General features: G+C 48.0%; 18 protein-coding genes. 9 read left to right on the forward strand and 9 right to left on the reverse strand.

Annotated elements, in window-relative coordinates; translation table 11 throughout:
* The 7 genes from Q0117_RS07960 to Q0117_RS07990 all read left to right on the forward strand — a co-directional run.
* A partial coding sequence (locus tag Q0117_RS07960) for a hypothetical protein (protein WP_297924381.1) occupies positions 1 to 285 on the forward strand: 285 nt, incomplete at its 5' end.
* Positions 286 to 445: 160 nt separating this feature from the next.
* Positions 446 to 793: a hypothetical protein gene (locus Q0117_RS07965; protein WP_297924383.1), complete on the forward strand. Its 348-nt coding sequence runs from the start codon at positions 446 to 448 to the stop codon at positions 791 to 793.
* A gap of 249 nt (positions 794 to 1,042) precedes the next feature.
* Positions 1,043 to 1,774: a hypothetical protein gene (locus Q0117_RS07970; protein ID WP_297924385.1), complete on the forward strand. Its 732-nt coding sequence runs from the start codon at positions 1,043 to 1,045 to the stop codon at positions 1,772 to 1,774.
* Positions 1,775 to 1,842: 68 nt separating this feature from the next.
* Entirely contained in the window at positions 1,843 to 2,268 is a 426-nt protein-coding gene (locus tag Q0117_RS07975; RefSeq protein WP_297924387.1) for an ecotin family protein, read from the forward strand.
* A 17-nt stretch (positions 2,269 to 2,285) separates the two neighbouring features.
* A complete protein-coding gene (locus Q0117_RS07980; RefSeq protein ID WP_297924389.1) occupies positions 2,286 to 2,699 on the forward strand; it encodes a hypothetical protein in 414 nt (137 codons plus the stop codon).
* 584 nt (positions 2,700 to 3,283) lie between these two features.
* On the forward strand, positions 3,284 to 3,985 hold the full coding sequence (locus Q0117_RS07985; protein WP_297924391.1) for a YbaK/EbsC family protein: 702 nt from the start codon (positions 3,284 to 3,286) through the stop codon (positions 3,983 to 3,985).
* A gap of 156 nt (positions 3,986 to 4,141) precedes the next feature.
* Positions 4,142 to 4,804: a hypothetical protein gene (locus tag Q0117_RS07990; protein ID WP_297924393.1), complete on the forward strand. Its 663-nt coding sequence runs from the start codon at positions 4,142 to 4,144 to the stop codon at positions 4,802 to 4,804.
* A 458-nt stretch (positions 4,805 to 5,262) separates the two neighbouring features.
* Here Q0117_RS07990 and Q0117_RS07995 read toward each other — a convergent pair whose 3' ends face one another.
* Together Q0117_RS07995 and hisD are read right to left on the reverse strand one after the other, a co-directional pair.
* A complete protein-coding gene (locus Q0117_RS07995; RefSeq protein WP_291936556.1) occupies positions 5,263 to 5,553 on the reverse strand; it encodes a DUF5339 domain-containing protein in 291 nt (96 codons plus the stop codon).
* Positions 5,554 to 5,808: 255 nt separating this feature from the next.
* Positions 5,809 to 7,098 carry a histidinol dehydrogenase gene (gene hisD, locus Q0117_RS08000; protein ID WP_297924395.1) on the reverse strand — a complete coding sequence of 430 codons (1,290 nt, stop codon included), beginning with the start codon at positions 7,096 to 7,098 and terminating at the stop codon, positions 5,809 to 5,811.
* A 147-nt stretch (positions 7,099 to 7,245) separates the two neighbouring features.
* Here hisD and Q0117_RS08005 point away from each other — a divergent pair, with 147 nt between their 5' ends.
* Complete coding sequence (locus Q0117_RS08005) at positions 7,246 to 8,721, forward strand: tetratricopeptide repeat protein (protein WP_297924397.1); 1,476 nt, start codon at positions 7,246 to 7,248, stop codon at positions 8,719 to 8,721.
* A 348-nt stretch (positions 8,722 to 9,069) separates the two neighbouring features.
* Here Q0117_RS08005 and Q0117_RS08010 read toward each other — a convergent pair whose 3' ends face one another.
* From Q0117_RS08010 to Q0117_RS08025, 4 genes are read right to left on the reverse strand one after another with little or no spacing between them, the layout of a single operon-like run.
* On the reverse strand, positions 9,070 to 10,092 hold the full coding sequence (locus tag Q0117_RS08010; RefSeq protein WP_297924399.1) for an OmpA family protein: 1,023 nt from the start codon (positions 10,090 to 10,092) through the stop codon (positions 9,070 to 9,072).
* The gene (locus Q0117_RS08015) at positions 10,079 to 11,368 is read right to left on the reverse strand and encodes a MotA/TolQ/ExbB proton channel family protein (RefSeq protein ID WP_297924400.1); all 1,290 of its coding nucleotides are present in this window, start codon (positions 11,366 to 11,368) and stop codon (positions 10,079 to 10,081) included. Before Q0117_RS08015 ends, Q0117_RS08010 begins: the two co-directional genes overlap by 14 nt.
* 1 nt (position 11,369) lies before the next feature.
* Positions 11,370 to 12,434, reverse strand: coding sequence for a class II fructose-bisphosphate aldolase (fbaA, locus tag Q0117_RS08020; protein WP_297924403.1), 1,065 nt, complete (start codon positions 12,432 to 12,434; stop codon positions 11,370 to 11,372).
* Positions 12,435 to 12,448: 14 nt separating this feature from the next.
* Positions 12,449 to 13,258 (reverse strand): peptidyl-prolyl cis-trans isomerase, encoded by an 810-nt coding sequence (locus Q0117_RS08025; protein WP_297924405.1) that lies wholly within the window; start codon positions 13,256 to 13,258, stop codon positions 12,449 to 12,451.
* Between the two features lie 105 nt (positions 13,259 to 13,363).
* Between Q0117_RS08025 and nth the strand changes: the two genes are divergently transcribed.
* Entirely contained in the window at positions 13,364 to 13,999 is a 636-nt protein-coding gene (gene nth / locus Q0117_RS08030; protein ID WP_297924407.1) for an endonuclease III, read from the forward strand.
* Positions 14,000 to 14,316: 317 nt separating this feature from the next.
* Here nth and Q0117_RS08035 read toward each other — a convergent pair whose 3' ends face one another.
* The 3 genes from Q0117_RS08035 to Q0117_RS08045 all read right to left on the reverse strand — a co-directional run bounded on the left by Q0117_RS08035 (position 14,317) and on the right by Q0117_RS08045 (position 16,526).
* On the reverse strand, positions 14,317 to 15,594 hold the full coding sequence (locus tag Q0117_RS08035; protein WP_297924409.1) for a M20/M25/M40 family metallo-hydrolase: 1,278 nt from the start codon (positions 15,592 to 15,594) through the stop codon (positions 14,317 to 14,319).
* Positions 15,595 to 15,871: 277 nt separating this feature from the next.
* Positions 15,872 to 16,132: a cation transporter gene (locus Q0117_RS08040; RefSeq protein WP_005871832.1), complete on the reverse strand. Its 261-nt coding sequence runs from the start codon at positions 16,130 to 16,132 to the stop codon at positions 15,872 to 15,874.
* Entirely contained in the window at positions 16,125 to 16,526 is a 402-nt protein-coding gene (locus Q0117_RS08045) for an aryl sulfotransferase (protein ID WP_297924411.1), read from the reverse strand. The genes Q0117_RS08040 and Q0117_RS08045 overlap by 8 nt, the downstream gene beginning before the upstream one ends.
* Positions 16,527 to 17,049: the final 523 nt, after the last annotated feature.

Consider the following 17,049-nt stretch of genomic DNA (forward strand, 5'->3'; position numbering starts at 1 on the left):
GCCTGTGCGAATGGGACGGCAAGGGGCATTCGCGCGAGCGATGAAATTTTACGCGCCATCAGCGAGGATGAGGACGGCGGCGCGGCGTATCTGCTCCTTAGCCCAAGACATATCGCCGCAGAGGAGCTGCGAGGCGCCTTTGAGGACAAGCCGCCGCAGGAATTTGCGCGCATTATCGAAAGCCTCGAAGCCAAATACGAGTACAAAGACCGAATGCTCTGCTACATCGTTTGCTATTTTACGCCGAAGGGCAAAGAGGGGATGCGGGCGGACTTCGGCGTCTGAATTTAAAGTGCGGCGGATTAAATTTAAAATTTGCCTGCGCAGCGCGCTCGCGCCGAACAGCGAGAGTTTGATCTTGCGTGCAAAACCTGCGCCGCATGAGTGCAAACAAAATTTAAGCGATAAAATTTAAACCGCCGCGATGAGCGAAATGGGAGTCAGAATGATAAAATCCATAAAATTTGGGGGCGAAAGCATCGAGGAGCTGGAGGTTTGGTACTATGCCCCAAAGCACGAATATAGCGCGGCGGAGTTCGCGCAGCAGTGCGACAAGCTCGTGCGCGCGGACTTTAGGCTCACCTCCCTTTACGAGATAAAATTTGAAAAATTCAAGTCTTGCGAGCCCGATGATTTTATGAAAGAGCGGATAACGGCTGCTTTGAGCGCGGCGGCTCTATCAGGCGAGCCTCAAAATTTTGCAATGGGCGGCGAAAACGACTGGGACTGGCAGGGGCGCTCGTTTGAGGCGAGCGGACAGCGATTTTTACGCGTCTGGGCGACGTCGGCTTGATAAATTTAGCCGCAATACGGGCTTTGCGCGCCCGAGGTTTCGGGCGGATTTGCCGCAAAGCGCTTGCAAAACGCGCCGAGCGACGTTAAAATTCCGCGCCACCGCTTATATCGCGCGATTTATGTGTGTTTAGACGCGGTAGCGCATCAAGCCCGCGGAGTGAGCGAGCGCGCCCTATTTTGCGCAAATTTACGCATAGAAGCGCAGGCGGCGCCCTGCTCTGAGCCAAAATTTATTTGAAGGGAAGATATGAAAAACTTATTTCTAGCCGCGCTTGCGGCATTAGCGCTTAGCGGCTGCGCGGGCTTAAAATGCGGCGCAAAGGACGGACGAGACGTCGCCGAGATCGATGTGCCCGAAGATGGCTGGACGAGGTACCTAGGCACCGACGGCGAGATCAAAGAGGTCGCGTTTTTCACGGCGTTTTTCTCGGGGCAGTTCCGCCAGAGCCCAAAAGATGGCGAAAAGATCGGCTTCGTGCTTACCAAAAAGAGCGGCGAACGCATACCGATAAGGCTCGGCAATATGTATAAGGCGGCAGACGGCGCATTCGCGCTCGCAGATCTCGACGCGCAGAGCGACGTATGGGGCGGAGTCAGGGAGCTACGAGGAGCGAAACGGGCGAAATTTTATAAATTTCAAGAGGGCAGCGTCAAAGTGACGGACTATGAGGCGCAAGGCGGGCTTTGCGAAGCGTTTTACGCAGGCGAAAAGATAAGCGTCAAAAGCGTGCTAAGCCGCCGCACGAGCAAGGCTGGCGGGGCTAGCGGCGAAATTTCCACCGTGCAGACGCAGGGCGAAATATCGCGCGACGCCGTCAAGGCTTTAAACTCGCGGGAAAAACCCTCGCCGCAAGGCTCTAGCAAAAATTTAGCGAACAAAAATAGCGCTGCGCAAAAAACCGATAGCGAGGCGTTAAAATCAGAGACGGAAGCGCTAAAAAACATCATCTGTATTGTAGGCAAAAACGAAGTTGATTGAAATTTCAGTTTAATGAGTAAAAATTTTGCTAAAATTTTAAATAAAAATATCTTTTTAAGGAGCAAAAAATGAGAAAAAGCGTTTTATTTTTCCTATTGCCGCTGTTTTTGTTCGGCGGCGAGGCGCAAAAGCAGCTAAACGTCTTTGAGCTAACGCCGTCAAAGATGCCGCCGCAGCAGTTTAAGGTCGAAGCGGTCTTTTCGAAAGAGATCAAGGCCGACTGCAATGACGCGTATCTGATCGGCGGCAAAATAGAGCAAAAAGAGGGCTCGGACGGGCTTTATTACGAGTTTAGCGGCGGCGATGAGCTTGCTCAAACGCTGATGCTATGCGACGGCAAGAAGCAAAAGAAGCGGATCTATTACGAGCTCACGCATCCATTCGCCTACGATGGCGGCGAAATTAGAATTTTAGCGCCCAAAGACGTTAAGGTCGAGCTTAAAATTTACGAACTCGTAGAGAGCAAAGAGCCCAAAATCCGCAAGATGAAATAATTTCGCAAGGAGCGTTAATGCAAAAAAGCGGATTTGCAAAGGCTCTGTGCAGCGACGCACGGAGCGCAAAGATACCGAGCGAGCACGATTTTTTCGCACCGCTCATCGGCGATTGGGACATATGGTGGACGGACGGCCTGCAGAGCGGCACGCCGCGTGAAGTCAGAGGTGAGTGGCTCTTCGCGCGGGTTTTGGACGGATCCGCGGTACAGGACGTATTTATCGTGCCCTCGCGCGCGCAGCGGCTCGCAAATCCGCAACCGGACGCCGAATACGGCACGACGATAAGGATTTATGAGCCCGCAAGCGGGACGTGGGATATTTTTTACGGCTGCGTCGGCACGGCGCTGCGCCTAACCGCGCACAAAGAAGCGGAGGAGATTGTGCTCGTGCAAAACGGCGAGGGGGCGATGCGCTACGTCTTTTCATAGATGAGCGAGGCGTCGTTTTCGTGGCGGAAGGAGCTGCGAAATGATACAGGGCTTTGGCAGGTCGTCGCACGGGTGCGTGCACGCAGAAAAGCCTAACCGCCTGCAAAAGAGATACGCGATCTGCTTTTAAGCCCCGCCTATAGATGTCCGCGCCGCAAGGAAAGCCTAGCCGTTTGCAAACGAGCCGACTAGCCGAACTACTTGCAAAAGCCAAACTGCTCACAAAAGTCAAATCGCTCGCAAGAGCTGAACTGCGCGTAGAAAATTTAACCGCCCTTTTTAAAAACTATGCTGCGCCTTTGCACAAATTTTAACCGCGAAATTTTACCGCGGGCTTTGCGTAAATTTTATGCGCGACGGGACCTCATCGCGCTTCTGCGTAGATTGCGGCCGTAAAATTTAGCGCGCCTTCAGCCTATCCGCCTTTTAAATTTTAAAAATTTAGCCGTAAAATGCGCGACATACAAAGCCTATGCGGCGGCGGCAAGCATTGCGCCAACAAAAGTGGCGAGGTTGCAAAATTTGGCGCCGATGCGTCGTTTAGTTAAAATTTCAGTATAATTTCGCAAAAACAAGGAGAGAGCATGTCAGAGAGAATTTTTGAAAGTCTAAAAGAGCTTTTAACGCAGCAGGGCGCGCACTTCCGCGTAGTAGCTCACCAAAGCGCGGGCACCTCCGCCGAAGTCGCCAAAGCCCGAGGCACGCAGCTGGGGCAAGGCGCAAAGGCGCTAGTTTGCACGATCAAGGGCTTTAAGGACGGGCAAATTTCTTTCGCGCAAAATTTAAATTTAGCAAACGCCGATGATGCGCAAAACCCTAACGCCTCCGCCATTGCGAGCGCTCAAGGCTGCGAAAACGGCGCCTGCGCCGGAAATTTAACTTTAACCGCCGATCAAATCTGCGCCAACGTGCCGCAGCAGCTGAAGCTTCCTAGCGACAAACCCGCAGGCAGAAACGGCAGGATCTACGTCCTAGCGGTCTTCGCAGCCGATCATAAAACCGATTTAAAGCGCCTGGCAGAGGGGCTAGGCGGCACGAAAGCATCGCTCGTAAGCCCCGATGAAGTGGGCGATCTCACAGACTGCGTCATCGGCTCGGTGCCGCCCTTTAGCTTCCACGACAAACTGCTGCTAATCGCCGATCCGTCGCTGTTCGGACGCTTTGAAGAGATCGCTTTCAACGCGGGCTTGCTCGATCACTCGATCATTCTAAACGCGCAGGATTACGCGCGCATCGCAGCTCCGCGCATCGTTAGCTTCACCGAAGAGGCGCAGAACGGCGAATAATCGCGCATCGTCCGTTTCACACAAGAACAAGAGGGCTCGGATTAAATTAGCCCAAAAGCAAGGGCAAAATAGAAAAAGATGGCTAAGGATAGCTGTAAAAGCGGCACTTTGATTTTTGATCTTTTTTCTTCATATTAAGGCTTTAAAATTTACAGTATGATCAGAAGCAAAGAGGTTACGACCGAAACAAAGGGGAATGTTATGAAGCAGGTGTGGATATTTTTGCTGTGCCTACTTGCGCTATGCGGCATGGAAAATGCCGCGGCTAAGGGAGACGATGCGCCGCGACCGGAGATTTATCAGACCATGAAAGATATTTACGACGATCTGCCGATCGCGCAACTGCCGATGCGCTATCCGGGAGAAATTTCGCCCTTAGCGGCTATCGATAAAAATTTACTTGATAAAAATGAGCTGTTTTCGTTCGTAAAGGAGAATTTTTTAATCGACAATCTAAGCGCGTATTGGGAGAGGATCAGAGACATAAGGGCTTGTCGTTTGCCCGAAAAGAGCGCCAAAACAATTCTGCTAAGGCTTTATCTGATGGATTTTCAAGATAGCGAACGCGGGCACGAATACGTTTTTATGTGCCTTTTAAACGACGCATTTCGTATAAGCGATTGTCGCGAAATTTACGCCGATTACGTGCACTGCGGTAAAAGCAAGCCGCCGATGCGCGCCAAGCAGGAGTTCGTCATCGACGCCGATTTACGCTGTACAGTAACAACGCACTACTATACTTTAGATGCCGGTAAGGAGCTGCACAGAAATGCCTGCGTGCACGAAATAAAAAGCGGCGCGATCGTTACTAAGGATTAAAATCCAAGGCGATTTTGCGAGATAATTTTAGTCGCAAATTTCATAGGCAGAGCCGTAAACTGAGATGCGAATTCGCTCTATCTATGAGCCTCGGCTATTTTAAATCGCGATAAAATAATGCTTAAACCGAGCCTCGAATTTATCATATTGATGAGGCGCTGTTTCGAGCCGCGCCAAAACGGCTCGTAAATCTTTGGTGCACCGCAGCGTCCCACTAAGATGCGTTGCCTTGCGGAGCATTTTAACGACGGCGAGCGCTTTATTTCGTTTTAACTTCCTGCAACGAGCCGAATGTCAAATTTGAAATTCTTAGCAAACCCCGAAAGCAACGAGGATAAAACATCCGAATTTTAAAATTTAAAAATTTTTAAAATAAAAGTGTGAGTTTAAAAAGAATTAATCGCGACGATATCACATCGCCGCGACTGAAGAAGGCATCATCGTGCCCGCGAAGGTATTTATTTCATAGCGCCTTGTTGTTTCATCTGATCCATCATCTGCTTGAATATCTCTTTAGCTTGTTTGCAAGTGGCCTCTTGCTGCTCCTTAGGAAGCGCGCTGATCTGATCCATAGACTGCTTTTTTTGATCCTCATACATCTTGACCTGCTGCTCTTGACCCGCTTGTTTGTAGGTATCAACCATCTTATCAAGATCTGCGAAGTACTCCTTGCAGCTATCTGAAAGATCTGCGGCGCTAAGACTTAGCGCAAAGCCAAAACTAGCCAAAACTAAAAGTGATTTTTTCATTTTTCTCTCCTTGTAAAAAATCAGCGAAAGTATATCATTTCGCTTAGTAAATTTGCCTTAAATTTTAATCAAATACAGCCGTTTTTTTAAATTTATAGCGCTTTTGAAATTTTAAAATTTTACTCTCGCCGCGACGCTTATATTTTTTAAAATTTAACTCGTCTTTAAATTCTAAATTTCGGCTCGCGGTTTCGCAACTATCGCCGACGATCTTTAAATTCCGACCTCGCCGTATCTTGGGGCTGCAGCGCAAAATCACTTCTCCTCAAATCTGATCTGCACCGATTTTTTGTGCGCGCCCAGCCCCTCGGCTTCCGCTAACGCCATGCACGCGCCTCCGAGCTCATCTATGGCGCGCTTATTTAGCGCTATGATCGAGCTTCGCTTGATGAAGTTATAAACCCCCAGGGGCGAGAAAAATCGCGCACTTCCGCCGGTCGGCAGCGTATGGTTAGGACCTGCGAGGTAATCGCCCATCGCTTCGGGCGTGTAGTGACCCAAAAATATCGCGCCTGCGTGGCGTATGCGCGGAAGCAGCTCGTAGGCGTTCTCGGTCGCGATCTCGAGGTGCTCGACCGCAAGCTCATTCATCAACTCTACGCACTCATTCATATCGCGTGCGATGATGATTGCGCCCTTGTTTTGGATGCTGGCGCGAGCGATCGGCTCACGCGCAAGCGTAGGAAGCTGCTGCTCTATATGCTCAGCGACGCAAAGAGCAAATTTTTCATCGTCGCTTATCAAAAAGCTGCTCGCGATCTCGTCGTGCTCGGCTTGGCTGAGCAGATCCACGGCGATGTTGCGCGGATCTGCCGCGGCGTTTGCGATGATGCCCACTTCGCTAGGGCCCGCGATCATATCGATATTCACATCGCCGAACACGAGCTTTTTGGCGGTCGCTACGAAGATATTCCCGGGGCCCGTGATGACGTCGACCTTGCCGATCGTGCGCGTGCCGTATGCCATCGCCGCGATCGCGCTTGCGCCGCCCACCTTGTAAGCTTTTTTGATCCCCAGTACATGCATCGCCGCGAGCAGTAGCTCATTTACGACGCCGCCCACGGCGGGAGTGCAGACGCTGATATCCTCCACGCCCGCGACGATTGCGGGGATCGCATTCATCAGAAGCGAGCTCGGATACGCCGCCTTGCCGCCCGGGATATACAGCCCCGCGCGATCCACGGGCGTGATCTTTTGCCCGAGCATCGCGCCGCTTGGATCGAAGCTAAACCAGCTTCTCTCAAGCTGTTTTTCATGATAAGCGTAGATGCGCTCATATGCGACCTGTAGCGCGTTTTTAAGCTCCGTGGTTAAATTTTCATACGCACGGCTCATCTGCTCTTGCGTGATAGCCAGATCGCCCTGCACGCGCCATCTGTCAAATTTCTCTATCTGTTCGCCCAGCGCCTCATCGCCGCGCGTTCTGATCTCCTCGATGATGCCGCTTACGATGGGCATTACCGATCTCATATCCGTCTCGCCGCGGCGCACCAACCTCGCAAATTCCTCTTTGAAATTTGCGTCCGTACTTTTTAAAATTTTCATTTTTACTCCTTGCATTGCTTGGAATTTTAACGCTTTTTGCTAAATTTCGCCTTTAAGCTTGCGACTGTGTAAATTTACAGCTCGCCGATTTTCAAAAGATTAAGCGAAAATGAAATAAAATAGCCGAAATTTCAGACGGAGCGATGTATGAAAAAGATATTTTTGGCGCTGATCGCCACGGCGGCTTTATCGCTACTAGCAGAAGCCACGGCTTTGTCATCGGCAGAACAAGAGAGTCCCGGTATAAGCAGATTGCGAAGCAAATGCGATAATAACAACACCTTAGCATGCGTAAATCTCGCCATGGCATACTATTCAGGGGATGGCGTGAAGCAGGATTATGAAAAAGCAAGGGAGCTAAATTCTAAAGCCTGTAATTTGGGCGACGGCTGGGGTTGCACCACCTTAGGGGCGTCATACGAATACGGCAAGGGCGCAGAACAAGATTATAAAAAAGCGGCCGAACTATATTCTAAGGCCTGCGACTTAAAAAATAGCATAGCTTGCGGCAATCTGGGTGTTTTATACTACTCAGGCGAAGGAGTAAAGCAAGATTACCAAAAAGCAACCGAACTGCTTTCCAAGGCTTGCGATTTGCAAGAAGGTGACGGATGCTACAATCTCGGGCTTTTATATGCCTCGGGCGAAGGCGTAAAACAGGATTATAAAAAAGCAAGCGAGCTATATTCTAAAGCTTGCGATTTAAAACATGGCGAAAGCTGCCACAATCTTGGAATTTTATATGAAAAAGGGGAAGGCGTAAAACAAAGCTACCAAAAAGCGGATCAATTCTATTCTAAAGCTTGCGATTTAGAAGTTGCCGAAGGATGTTACAATCTTGGAGCTTCATACTATTTAGGCAATCATACAAAGCAGGACTATAAGAAAGCAAATGAATTGTTTTCTAGGACTTGTGATTTAGGATATAGCATAGGATGCTATGCTCTAGGGTTTTGGTATGCCTCAGGCGAAGGCATAGAACAAGACTTTGAAAAAGCAATAAATTTATATTCTAGAGCTTGCGATTTGGGGCATAACACAGGATGCTATAATCTAGGAGTTTTGTATAGTTCCAGCGAAGGTGTAAAGCGGGACTATAAGAAAGCGAGCGAACTATATTCCAAAGCTTGCAATTTGGGGAACGGGCTAGGATGTAGTGATCTAGGAGTTTTATATGAACAAGGGGAAGTCATAGAGCAAAACTATAACAAAGCAAATGAGCTATATTCTAAAGCTTGCGATTTGGATGTCGGTGAAGGTTGCAATAGTCTCGGGGTTCTATATGAGTCTGGTAAAGGTGTAAAACAAGACTTTGAAAAAGCAAAAGACCTGTATTCTAAAGCTTGCAATCTTGGAGATGGACTAGGATGTGTCAACTTAGGAGCTTTATATGAACAAGGAAAAGGTGTAAAACAAGATTACCAAATAGCAAATAAATTATTTTCCAAGGCTTGTGATTTAGAAATTGCCGAAGGGTGCAATAATCTTGGATATTTATATGAATCCGGCAAAGGGGTAAAAAAAGATAAGAGTATGGCGAAAAAATACTATGGTAAAGCCTGCGATCTAGGGATTAAACGCAGTTGCTACACCTATAAAAAACTAAACGAGCAAGGTTTTTGATCCATTTAAATTTTAAGCCGCCCGTGGGCTTGCTTAAATTTACGGCTTAAATTTAAAGGTCTAAATTTAAACTATATCATCCGCGCGGCAGCGCTAAAAGCGCGTCAAAATATGCGGGCTTAAAATTTAAATCCATTCCGCCGCAGTAGGCGTTATATAAACGCCACGTAAGCGCTACGGTAAAATTTAAGCGAGCCGCCCGTTCATAATATTCGCGCCAAAATAAAAGGATATGTTCCGCGCCGCCATTGAAATTTCAGATGAGCCGTTAATTCGTCAAGAATTTTAAAATTTTAAGCTCTCTTTTTTGCGGGCTAAAATTTCGAGCGAGCCGTTAAGGGCGAGCTACTAATTCGTAGCGTTCGCATCGAACTGCAAAAATTTCCTGATCTCCTCCATCGCCTCTTTGTTTGAAAGGGTAAATTTTATCTCGATGCGGCGGCTAGCGTCCTTGTCCTCGACGCCTCTACGCATCACGGGCTGCGTGTAGCTGCGACCGCTGGCTATGAGATATTTTTGCAGTCGCTCATCTTTATTCCACGAATTGATGAAATCCATCACGGCAAACGCCCTATTTTGCGAGAGCTCGAGGTTATACAAATACCCGCCGTCGCTGTCCGTGTGCCCCTCGATAATGATCTGATCTAAATTTTCGCGAATTTCATCGTTATTCAAAAGCGCGGCGAAATAGCTCTGTAGCGTCGAGCGGAGCGTCTCTTTGGCGTCCTCTTTCAGCTCGCTTGAGCCCTTGTCGAAAAGGATCGACGAGCTTAGCGTCATCGCGCCGCTTTCGTTGTCGATGCGGATCTTGCCGCCCAGCTTCTCCTTCAGATCGGCGATGATCTTGACCTTCATTCCGGTGAGGTTGCGAATGCGGTTTTTCGTGACGTTGAGGTCTTGTAAAATTTTATTAAAATCGCTCTCCTTCTTCGTGAGCTGATCGAGCAAAAAGGCGATCTTAAGCTCGTTTTGGCTGATCGTAGCGTTGGCGTCGTCGCGCGCTTTTTGCAAAAGCGAGTTGATGTCTAAATTCTCTTTTTTCAGCCTCTGGGCCATCTCGGTTAGATCTTCGATCTGTATGAAGTAGATGGAATTTTGCTTGCGAAGGTCGGTGTTTTCGATATTTAGCTTCTCGAGCTGGTCGCTAAAAATTTTATTCAGCGCCTCAAGCTCGGCGCTTTTTTTCTCCTGGCTTTGCAAGCTTGCTAGCGCGCTTGAAATTTGGCTTTCTTTCTCTTGCAGGTTGCTTTGCGTGAGGAAGTATTTGACGATGATGCCGCCTACTAAAAGCACGAAAACAAAAAGCAGCCCCGCCATCAAATCGGCGTACGCGATCCAAAAGGTCTCTTTTTCTTCGTTATTCGTTTTCATCTAAAAGTGCTTTTTCATCGATGCTCGCAAGCGTTTTGCGAAGCTCTTCGATGATGCTTTCGTTGCTCGTTCGCGCAGTGTCCTCTCCAGCTAAAAGGGCCTTCAAATCCGCGCTTAACCCCTTAAAGCTAGCGTCAATTTTAGCGGCGTAAGCATTCTGCGAACTTGAAATTTCGCCCGCAAACCCGCCCAAGGAAGCATTTAGGCTCTTGATTTGAGCGCTTAATGCATTCGTAACGTTAGTCAGCTCGCCTTGCCCGTCCGTTAAAGCCTTGGACTGGCTTAGATACTGCGCGGAAATTCCGTTTTGAATTTCGATTAGGCTTGCAGATACGGACTTAAGCGCAGATAAAATTTGAGCGAAGCTCTTATCTAACTCGCCGTGAGCGAGATTTGTCCTTTGGATCATCTCTCCTGCCTTTTCAAGCTCTTCTTGTGTAATCGCCATGCTTCGCTTCTCGGCTTCCATCACGCTTTCAAACGCGCCAATTTTTTCATCGATTAGGCGGTTTAGCCTTTCAGTAAAATTCGTAGAGCTCATCATCGCAAATGAGCGCGAAATTTCAGAATTAGCGTTTAAAATTTCACTCAGATACCCCTGCGTGATCTCGTCTTTGTTCCAGAAAAAATTTTTAGTGGAATTTTTGTATTTGATGAGCAGACGCTCATATTTGCTAATGCCTTTTTTCTCAAAATATATCCACCAAAGCGCTAAGAAAATTCCATAGATCGAGACGTAAAACGCCGTGCCTACGCCGCCTAGAAGCTGCGCGATCTCGGTTTCGAGCCCATCAATGTTACTTGAGGAAAAGTGCGGCATCGAAATCGCAATCGAGATGAAAGTTCCTAAAATTCCAAGCATCGGAAAGACTGCCGATGCGACGGAAGCGTAGTTTTGATTACGTAGCGAGTAGCCGTATTCGTCCACAAAAAGATCAAAGCTGGCATCTGATTTTTTTTTACCGCCGATACTTAAGAGATTGGCGACGATGTAATTTTTCAGCTCGCGCTTGAAGTCATCGATATTATTTTGAAAATTTAAGCAGCCGTATTCTGCATTATGACGAGCTAAAACTAGCGCGATAATGAGCAAAACCGCAAGCATCAGGATCGAGTGCGTTTCTACCTTCAGCCCGATAAGCCCCAAATAGCCCAGCAAAAACACCACAAAAACCGCGATCGGCAGAGCTGCGATCTTAAAAAAAACGCCCGCTAGCGAGCGCTCCTTCGCCTCAGGTAGCGTGATATCGAGCACTTCGTTATTTGGGCGATCCATATTAGTTCCTATTTAGGCAATTTAGATTGTCAAATGCCACTTGCAAGCGCGCCACCATACTCTGCTCGCCTGCTCTCAGCCACTTGCGAGGATCGTAGAATTTTTTATTCGGTTTATCCTCACCTTCCGGATTGCCGATTTGAGTCTGCAAATAGCCGCGATTTTTGGCCTCATAAGCGCGCACGCCGTCCCAAAACGCCCACTGCGTGTCGGTGTCGATATTCATCTTAACGACGCCGTAACTAACGGCTGCCTTGATGTCGGAGGTCTCGCTGCCGCTGCCGCCATGAAAGACGAAATTTACGGGCTTTTCGGATTGCAGATTAAATTTCTCGCGCACGAATTTTTGCGAATTTTTTAAAATTTCAGGTCTCAGCACGACATTGCCCGGTTTATATACGCCGTGGACGTTGCCGAAGCTCGCCGCGATGCTGAATCTATCGCTGATTTTGCCAAGTCGTTCGTAGGCAAGCGCGACATCTGCAGGCTGGGTGTAAAGCCGCGCGTTATCGACGCTCGTATTATCGACGCCATCCTCTTCGCCGCCCGTGACACCAAGCTCGATCTCAAGCGAAATTCCAAGATCGCTTAAAATTTCTAAATACTTCTCGCAGGTCGCTAAATTTAACTCCAAATCATCCTCGCTAAGATCGAGCATGTGCGAGCTAAACAGCGGCACGCCGTGAGCTTTTTTATGAGTGGTATTAGCTTTGATAAGCTCGTCGATCCACGGAAGCAGCTTCCTTGCGGCATGATCGGTATGTAAAATCACCGCAACGCCATAATGAGCCGCCAGAGCATGTACTTGATGTGCGCCTGCGATAGCGCCCAAAACTGCGGCATTAGGGCAAGTAGCGCCCGCATAAAACGCCGCGCCGCCGTTGCTAAACTGAATTATTACGGGCGAATTTGCGATTTTAGCGCTTTCCAAGACGGCGTTGATGGAGTTGCTCCCCACTACGTTTACCGCAGGGATCGCAAAGCCCTGCTGCTTCGCATACGCATAGACCTTACTTACGTCATCGCCGCTTAAAACGCCCGGTTTTACTATATCTAAAACGCCCATTTTTAGCTCCTATGTTATTTATACTCGATTTTAGCGTTTTTGTGAAGATCTGCCGCTTTTTGCTCGACTACTTTTGCCGCTTTTTGTTGTCTAAGCACGCGCTCAATGAAAGGCTTTGCCTCGCTTTGACTTAACTGCTTTTTAGCTTGAGACTCCTCTTTTAATACGACGTGATATCCGACTCTGCTTCTAATAGCTTTAGTAGTGATTTGACCATCTTTTATCTTAGAGATCGCATCGGCAAAAGGCTTGACCTGATCGCTAGGCATCCAGCCTAGCTCGCCGCCGGTTTGTTTAGCCTGCGGATCGATAGATTTAGCTTTGGCAAGCTCTGCAAATTTAGTAAATAGTGCACTGTCGCTAAGCCCTTTTAACTGCTTAATAATATCGTTTGCCTCGGCTTCGGTTTTAACGACGATCTGAGCCGCTTTGATTCTCGCAGGCTCGGTAAAGCGCGCTTTGTTTTTGTTATAAAAATCGGCTATTTCTTTATCGTCGATATTTATTTTGCTGGCTTCTTTAGCCTGCCATACACGAAGTGCTAAGTTATCTTTTACAATTTCAAGCTCTTTTTTATAAACGTCCTCATCCATAACGCCCGATTTTTTAGCTTCATCCGTTAGCAGCATTAGATCGATGCCTTTATCGATAAGCTCCTTTTTTTGCTCTGCATTAAGAGCGGCGATATCTACATTTCCTATACCTTGAAGTAGTGGAGCAAGCTCTTTTTCGGTTACGTCTTTGCCATTTACGGTAGCGTAAACGGTAGCGTTAAGGCTGATAGCGGCAGCCAAACTAAGTGCTGTAAATAAAACTTTTTTCATCACAATTCCTTAAAAAAATTTTAATGGCGATTATAACTCAAAGTTGTTAACAATCAAACTGTACTTTAGAATTTTAGGGTAGAATTCCGCCTTGAGGAAATGTAAATGAGAAGTAAGAAAGATATTTTAGAGATAAAAAAGAGAATTCTGCAAAACTTCGCGGAAGAGCGCAGCGAGCTGAAATTTAAAGACAACTATCAGCTTTTGGTCTGCGTGATGCTTAGCGCGCAGTGCACGGACAAGCGGGTAAATTTGATTACGCCGCGCTTTTTTGCGGAATTTCCTAGCGTTAAGGAGCTCGCAAAAGCCAATCTGGCGAGTGTTAAACTGCTAATTAGCTCGTGTAATTTCTACAACAACAAAGCGGTAAATTTAATCAAAATGGCGCAGGCGGTGGTTAGCGACTTTGACGGCGTCGTACCGCTTGATGAAGCGGGGCTAAAATCTCTTGCGGGCGTGGGGCAAAAGACCGCTCACGTCGTGCTTTTAGAGGGCGCGGGCGCAAACGTGATGGCGGTGGATACGCATGTCTTTCGCGTCGCGCATCGCCTAGGGCTGAGCCGTGCAAAGACGCCTGAGCTTACGGAGCGCGATCTGAGCGAGGCTTTTAAAACAGACCTCGGCAAGCTGCACCAAGGCATGGTGCTTTTCGGCCGCTACACCTGTAAAGCGATAAAGCCAAACTGCAAAGAGTGCTTTTTAAACGAGCTGTGCAGCAGCAAGGATAAGAATTTTCCGTAAAATTTTAGCCCGCAATGCAAGCTTAAAATTTACGCACTTAAATTTGACGGAATTTTAAAATTTTGATTCTTGGTAGCTGTGTTTATTGAGAACTACACTTTATAAAAATCGTTGCAAATTTTAAAATCAAATTTGTAATGCAAGAAGCTAAGACAACGTATCGTGAGGTCGTTTTGAAAGTCGTGCAGAAAATTTTAATTAAGGCTAGGCATAAAGCCTATCTTAGATTAAAATTTTCAAAATTTATTTCAAAACCATCGTAGCGATGCTACAAGCGTAATTTCTATAAAGACGCTCAAAAGACAAGCCGTCGTAAGCTACTGAAGCCTAGCGATGATGTTTCTCACCACCTCCGCCATCATCTCCACCGACGCTATCTCGCAGTGCTCGTTCACGGAGTGCGGCGAGTGGATGTTTGGGCCTATGGAGCAGGCTTGCAGCTCGGGCTGTTTTGCGACCAGTACGCCGCACTCAAGGCCTGCGTGCACGGCGGCAAATTTGGCCTGCGGCTTTTGTTTTTGTAGTTCCTCAAGCACCAGATGCGCGAAGTCGCTGACGTGCGGCGCCCAGTTCGCCGAGCGGTCGGTTACCCTGACCTCAAAGCCCAGCGCGCTAGCCAGCGTAGCGGTCTCAAAGCCAAGATTTTCGAGCCCCTCTCGCTTCATCGCGCGAGCGAAAAAGTCAAACTTGATCACGCCCTCTTTTTGCTTAACGGTCGAGAGATTTATACTTTCGTTTACCATGCCAAGCTGCGTATCGTAGCTGCGCACGCCCTGAGCGAAGGAGTTAATTAGCGCCAAAATTTTGCCGCTGTTTACCAATATGTCCGCTTCACCCTCACCCAGGCTTTTTACCCACACTAGGCTGCGCTGCGCCGGCTCATGCGCGCAGAACGCCTTACATACGGCATTTGCGGGGATCGAGTTGCTCCTCTCGCCAAAATCAAGGCTGATTAACTCGCAGCCCTCCTCGGCGAGAAATTTCGCCAGCAGCTTCGTTGCATTTGGGATATTTTTATGTATCTCGTTGCCCGAATGCCCGCCGCTAAGCCCCGTGACGCCGATCTCGTAGATTTTACCGCTCTTTTTGACGCTCGCGGCGTCTATTTTTGCGCTTACGTTTATGCCGCCGGCACATCCCAGCGTCACGCGGTCGTCTTCTTCGCTGTCTAAATTTAGCAGATTAGGCGATAAAATTTTACCTTTAAATGCGTTTGCGCCCACGAGCCCGACCTCTTCGTCGTTGGTAAATAGGCACTCTAGGTTCGCAAACTCCCGCATCGCGCCCATCATCATCGCCACGCCGATGCCATCATCAGCGCCCAAGCTCGAGTTTTTCGCCCTTAGTATGCCGCTTTCCTCGATGAGCTGCAAATTCGGCGCCGCACCCACGCAAACCATGTCGTAGTGGCTTTGCAAGCAGATTTTAGGCTCGCCCTTTACGGCGTGGATGTTACCCGCCTCATCGACGCTCACGCTAAAGCCCAGGCAGCGCGCAAAATCCGCTAAAAACTCCCTCATCTGCTCCGTTTCGCAGCTGCAGTGCGGTATCTCGCACAGCTTTTTAAAATCGTTTATAACCTCGTTTTTTTGCATGTTTGCTCCTTTTGAATTTATTACATCCGCGCGTTATTGCGACACGCCCGTTAATTAAAAGCGCCCGCGCTCGCTTAAGCGCTTGCGAAATTATGCTAAATTTAAACGCGACAGCGCCGACATAGCGCTTCCGCAAAATACGCGCAGAATTTCAATCGCGCTAGCTTGCGCTGCAGGCAAGCCGCGCAAAATGAAATTTTATGCAAAGTCGCATGAATTTTACCGAAATTTAGCAAGAATTTTATTTAAAATTTAGTCAGAATTTTGCCGGAGATTTTTATTTTACGATTACGCCCTCATAGCCCGTTTTAGCGATTGCCTCAAGCATCGCGGTCTCGTTTGCATCATCCTTTGCCGCGACGGTCGCGGTTTTGCTCTGCTGCGAAACCTTTGCGCTTATCACGCCTGGCGTTTGCAAAAGCGCCTTTCGCACGATCGTAGTGCAGAGCGGGCAGTGGATTTTTTCCACGTAAATTTTAACCTCTTTATCGGCAAAAAGCGCCGTAAATCCAAGCATCAAAAACAAAATTTTACGCATAAAGCCCTCCTAAAATTTCAGGATATGTAAGCATAAAGGCAAACAAGGCTCCTAAAAGCACATAAATCAGGATCCACTTTTTACGCCCGCTTTGTAGCGAGCATGCGCGCGACTTTTTGAAAAAGAAAAACGCGGAAAGCGCGAAGCAAAAAAGCGCTAACGCAGAAAGCGGCGCGCGGTAGCCTTCCAGCGCCTCTGCGCCTGAAAAAATGGAAAAGCTCGCGCCGAAAATCAAAAATAAAAGCGCAGGCAGACAGCAAAAAGTCGCCGCGACTGCGCTAAAAATCGCGGCAAATATCAGCCAAAGACTGCGCGCGCTGAAGCGATTTTTGCTAGGATCTTCTCGCTTTTGCGCTGGGGTTTCTTGCGCGGGATTTTCTAGTTCGGTTTTCAAATTTTACCTTTTAATTATAATCTTGCCATAATCTTGTCGCACCCTCGTCGGCTTTAGGCGTGGAATTTTATCTGCAAATTTTAAATTTAAATTTCACCCTTTTAAGCGTCGTATGCTAGTCATTTATCGCTGAATGCGGCTATAAACCGACCGCGGCGTTGCGCGGTGTCGCATAAAATAAATTTGCCAGTCCGCGGTGAGCCATGAAATCAAAGGCATAAATGTTCGCGTGCTAGTTCTTGATCTGCGCGAAATAAAAGCCACCAAAGCGCCACCAAAGTTTTAGTTGCTAGAAAATACTGCTCCGTCATCTCGCAATGGAATTAAATTTAGCAAATTCTATCACGACATAAACGCGACGTTGCTGCTTGTAATCTCGTAGCGAAATTAAATTTAGCTGCAGCCTCTGACTTTACTGCCTTTAGCTGCGCTTTAAATTTTACTTTCAAAGCCCGTTTCTGCTGCGTCGCGGTAGAAATCGATCTGATCTTTTTTGATGATGCGGATGTAGTCGGTGCTGCCG

Origin of the sequence: uncultured Campylobacter sp. (genome assembly GCF_937997535.1) — a bacterium.
Taxonomy (GTDB): domain Bacteria; phylum Campylobacterota; class Campylobacteria; order Campylobacterales; family Campylobacteraceae; genus Campylobacter_B.